This is a genomic window from Jannaschia seosinensis, assembly GCF_001408515.1.
GTDB lineage: Bacteria > Pseudomonadota > Alphaproteobacteria > Rhodobacterales > Rhodobacteraceae > Jannaschia > Jannaschia seosinensis.
In genome coordinates, this window is the sequence record NZ_CYPR01000057.1 from 1 (window position 1) to 3,687 (window position 3,687).

General features: G+C 63.1%; 3 protein-coding genes and 1 pseudogene. All 4 read left to right on the forward strand.

Annotation, left to right across the window (positions count from 1 at the left end):
* The coding region (locus JSE7799_RS05295; protein WP_144431569.1) for an integrase core domain-containing protein at positions 1–275 on the forward strand (275 nt) is incomplete at its 5' end.
* A gap of 279 nt (positions 276–554) precedes the next feature.
* Entirely contained in the window at positions 555–830 is a 276-nt protein-coding gene (locus JSE7799_RS05300; RefSeq protein WP_055662694.1) for a hypothetical protein, read from the forward strand.
* 30 nt (positions 831–860) lie between these two features.
* Positions 861–1,550 (forward strand): hypothetical protein, encoded by a 690-nt coding sequence (locus tag JSE7799_RS05305; protein WP_055662695.1) that lies wholly within the window; start codon positions 861–863, stop codon positions 1,548–1,550.
* 259 nt (positions 1,551–1,809) lie between these two features.
* Positions 1,810–3,290, forward strand: a pseudogene (locus JSE7799_RS05315) (IS3 family transposase); the annotation flags it as partial.
* Positions 3,291–3,687: the final 397 nt, after the last annotated feature.

The window sequence follows — 3,687 nt, forward strand, 5'->3', positions numbered from 1 at the left end:
TCGACCACCGCCTGACCCCGCCGAAGTCGCCGCAGACCAACGGAATGGTCGAGCGCTTCAACGGCCGGATCGAAGAGGTCCTGCAGAGCCACCATTTCCGATCAGGCGAGGACCTGGAGACCACGCTCCACCGATATGTCTGGCTCTACAACCAGCAGCTCCCGCAAGCAGCGTTGGCCAGCAAGGCGCCCTTGCAGGCCATGAAGGACTGGCACAAAATCAAGCCAGAGCTGTTCAAGAAACAGCCATACTACTTTCCGGGATGTGACACGTAGGCGCCGGCCTGCCAGTGCCAACTTTCCTCGTGGCGAGGTAGGCGGCACTGGAGACAAAAAATACTTCGAGTGCGGTTCTTGTGGCCAAGAGTCCGTGCTCAAGAACAACCGTGCTGTTGCCGAAGAACACACGCGTCTGCGGCGTTTGTAACGCTACCACGGTAAAGCCTGTGGCAACGAGCGATGCCCTACACACGGCAAGACGCTGGAGACGTGGCCAGACCTTTACTGGAAGAGCGGTCGGACGAAGGCCGGACATCAGCGATACGCCTGCAAGCGGTGCCGATCGCATTCACCGTCGGGCACCCGGCGCGCAGCCATCGTCGGCAATCGAAGAACGCGCAGATTCTGAAACTGCTCGTTCACGGGATCTCCCTGTCGAAGATCACTGAGATCGCCGATGTCGCGCCGCGTGATGTCTACCGGAAGCTGGATTTTATCTACGATCGGGTTCGGGAGTTCACCGATCGGCGGGAAGGCGATCTGCGAGGTGTCGACTGGGAGGAATACGGCCGCCGATTTGCCACGGACAGCCAGACGCTGACCCTCAACTGACCCAATCGCAAGAAACGCGCCTCGGTGGCTGTGCAGCATCTCTGCACCGCGCACGCCAACTCTGGCCTCATCGTCTTCGGGCATCTTCAGTTCAATCCTGCGGGCGATATGGAACAGATCGAGATCGACATGGCGGTCAATGGAGATCTGGCGAAAGATCGCTGCTGGCGGCGCCATGGGCGCCTCTGGACGGCTTCCGAGTTCAAGAAATACCTCAACGACATCATTAAAGAAGCCGAGATCGACCCAGAGCTCCTCGCGGATGTAGATCTCGGTCTTCAGTTGCCTCACGAAGGCGGCCTCGTGCGACAGGACATCCAGCAATACGCCCACGCGCTGATGCTCAGGAGAATGGTGCCGAAATTCGACTGCCGCTTCTTCTTCGTTCAGGATGGCGACGCCGGTCTCAGCAAGGCTTTTCTTGCGGCTTTCGTGCCGGAGGTGGCGGCAGGCCGCGTGGATGTGGCCACAGTGTCCTTCGCGAAATACGAGTTCAACGACGTCCGCGAGGTCCTCTATGCTCAGGGACGCAAAGAGCTGCGCAACAATCTCAACCTGACCGCACAGCAGCTCGACAGCCTGCCGGAGTTTGTGTTGAACGAGGAGATCGGCAGGGAGATCGTGAAACGGCTTGTCGGGCACCCTCTCGGCTCTCCCTTTGCGTGGCCCTATCACACAAAATACAAGCGCTCTCGCGTCGTTGATCTGAAGACGGATTGATCGGAGCTCTCGACGGAGCGTTGCGCCAAGGTGATGCGTCTCGCTACGTTGCGAAGCGTGGACAGCAATTTCCACAAGCTTCGCAGCAATATGCGGCCCGCATCCCGCCCAGTCTCGACCCTAAGCGCGAATGGCCGGACCCCCCCTCTGTCAGGGAAGATGTCGCCCGCACTTGCACTAAAAGTATACACTGAGGCGGGCGGGACAGGATGACGATTTGGCTTATTCACCGGAGAGGAGAGCGGCGGTTCTGACGAAGATGCTGCCGCCGAACAACATGCCCTTGGGCCGGCTGGCCAAGGAGGAAGGGATCAGCGTAGCGACGCTTGCCAAGTGGCGGGCGGAGGCGCGGGCGAAGGGGCAGTTCCTGCCCGAAGCGAACGCGGGTCCCGAGGGCTGGACCTCAGCGGACAAGCTCGCTGCGGTGATCGAGACGGCGTCGATGAACGAAGCCGATCTCGGCGAATACTGCCGGCGCCGTGGCATCTATCCCGAGCAGCTTCGTGTCTGGCGGGAGGCCTGCGCGCCGGCCAATGACTGGGAGCGCGCGGCGACGAGCCGGATCACGCGCGAGACGAAGGNCGACAGGAAACGCATCCAGCAGCTGGAACGGGAACTTGCGCGCAAGGAGAAGGCGTTGGCCGAGGCCGCCGCGTTGATGATCTTGCGAAAAAAGGCCGAGGCGATCTGGGGCCAAGGGGACGAGGACGCATGACGTCCGCTCCGGATCGCCAAAATATCGTCGCCCTTGTCGACGAGGCTGTGGCGGCAGGCGTCTGCCAGTCCGCTGCCTGCGCCGAGCTTGGCCTCAGCGCGCGCACGCTGCAGCGCTGGAAGGACCCGGAGTGCGGGATCTGCGAAGACCGTCGTCCGTTCGCGGACCGCCCGACGCCCGCCAACAGGCTGAGCGAAGAGGAGCGCGACCGCATCGTGGCCACCTGCGCCGCGCCCGCGAGCCTCCCGCCCAGCCAGATCGTGCCACGATTAGCTGACCAGGGCACATACATCGCGTCGGAATCCAGCATGTACAGGGTTTTGCGCGAGCGCGGCCAGAACCATCGTCGGGGTCGTGCTCGGCCAGCCGTACGCCGCAAGCCGCCCACCAGCTTCGAGGCGACAGCGCCGTGCCAGGTCTGGAGCTGGGACATCACCTGGCTGCCTGGACCGGTGGCCGGCACCTTCTTCCACCTCTATCTCATCATCGACATCTTCAGCCGGAAGATTGTCGGCTGGGAGGTCTACGAGCGCGAGACGGCCGAGTTCGCCGCCCAGGTCCTGGAACGCGCCGTCTGGGCCGAGAAGTGTCTCACCAGTCCGCTGACGCTCCATGCCGACAATGGCAGCCCAATGAAGGGCGCCACCATGAAGGTGACCATGGAGCGCCTCGGCGTCACCGCATCCTTCAGCCGCCCGCGCGTATCGAACGACAATCCGTTCTCAGAGGCGCTGTTCCGGACCTGCAAGTATGTGCCCGACTGGCCGACCCGCGGCTTCGCGACGATCGATGAGGCGCGGGCCTGGGTCCAGGGCTTCGCCACTTGGTACAACACCCAGCATCGGCACAGCGCGATCCGCTTCGTGACGCCCGAGCAGCGTCACCGCAGCGAGGACCGACCGCTGCTGGCCAGCCGCCATCAGGTCTGTGAGCTTGCCCGAGCCGCCCGGCCGGACCGGTGGTCAGGACGGACACGCAACTGGCAACCCATCGGCTCGGTCTGGCTGAACCCCGAGCGAACCGAAGCCGGGCGCAGAGGCCATGGGGCCGCCGACGCGCTCCCCCATCAAGCTGGCGGCGGCGGCCCCATGGTCGGGCCAGCCGAACACGCAGCGTGAAAACGAGTGCAGGCGACAACCACCTTGACGAACACCGCCAACCAGTGCCGATGGATCTGGCCTGAGCCAAGGGTCTCCTTAGCCCGGATAATTCACGAGAAGGCGGCGGAGGTGGCGTAACCGTCTGAAACTCTGTATTTTTTGGTTATCGGCGCCAAAGATTCAGATTTCAGCAGGACGACCTCCGCCATGACCCAGTCTACGTGCTCCACGCCCCGCCTGTCACCCCTTAACGGTAAGCCGGTCCTGCTCGGGTTTGACGGCGCCGACATGAGCTCCGACGCCGGACTGACCCTGCTGCGCG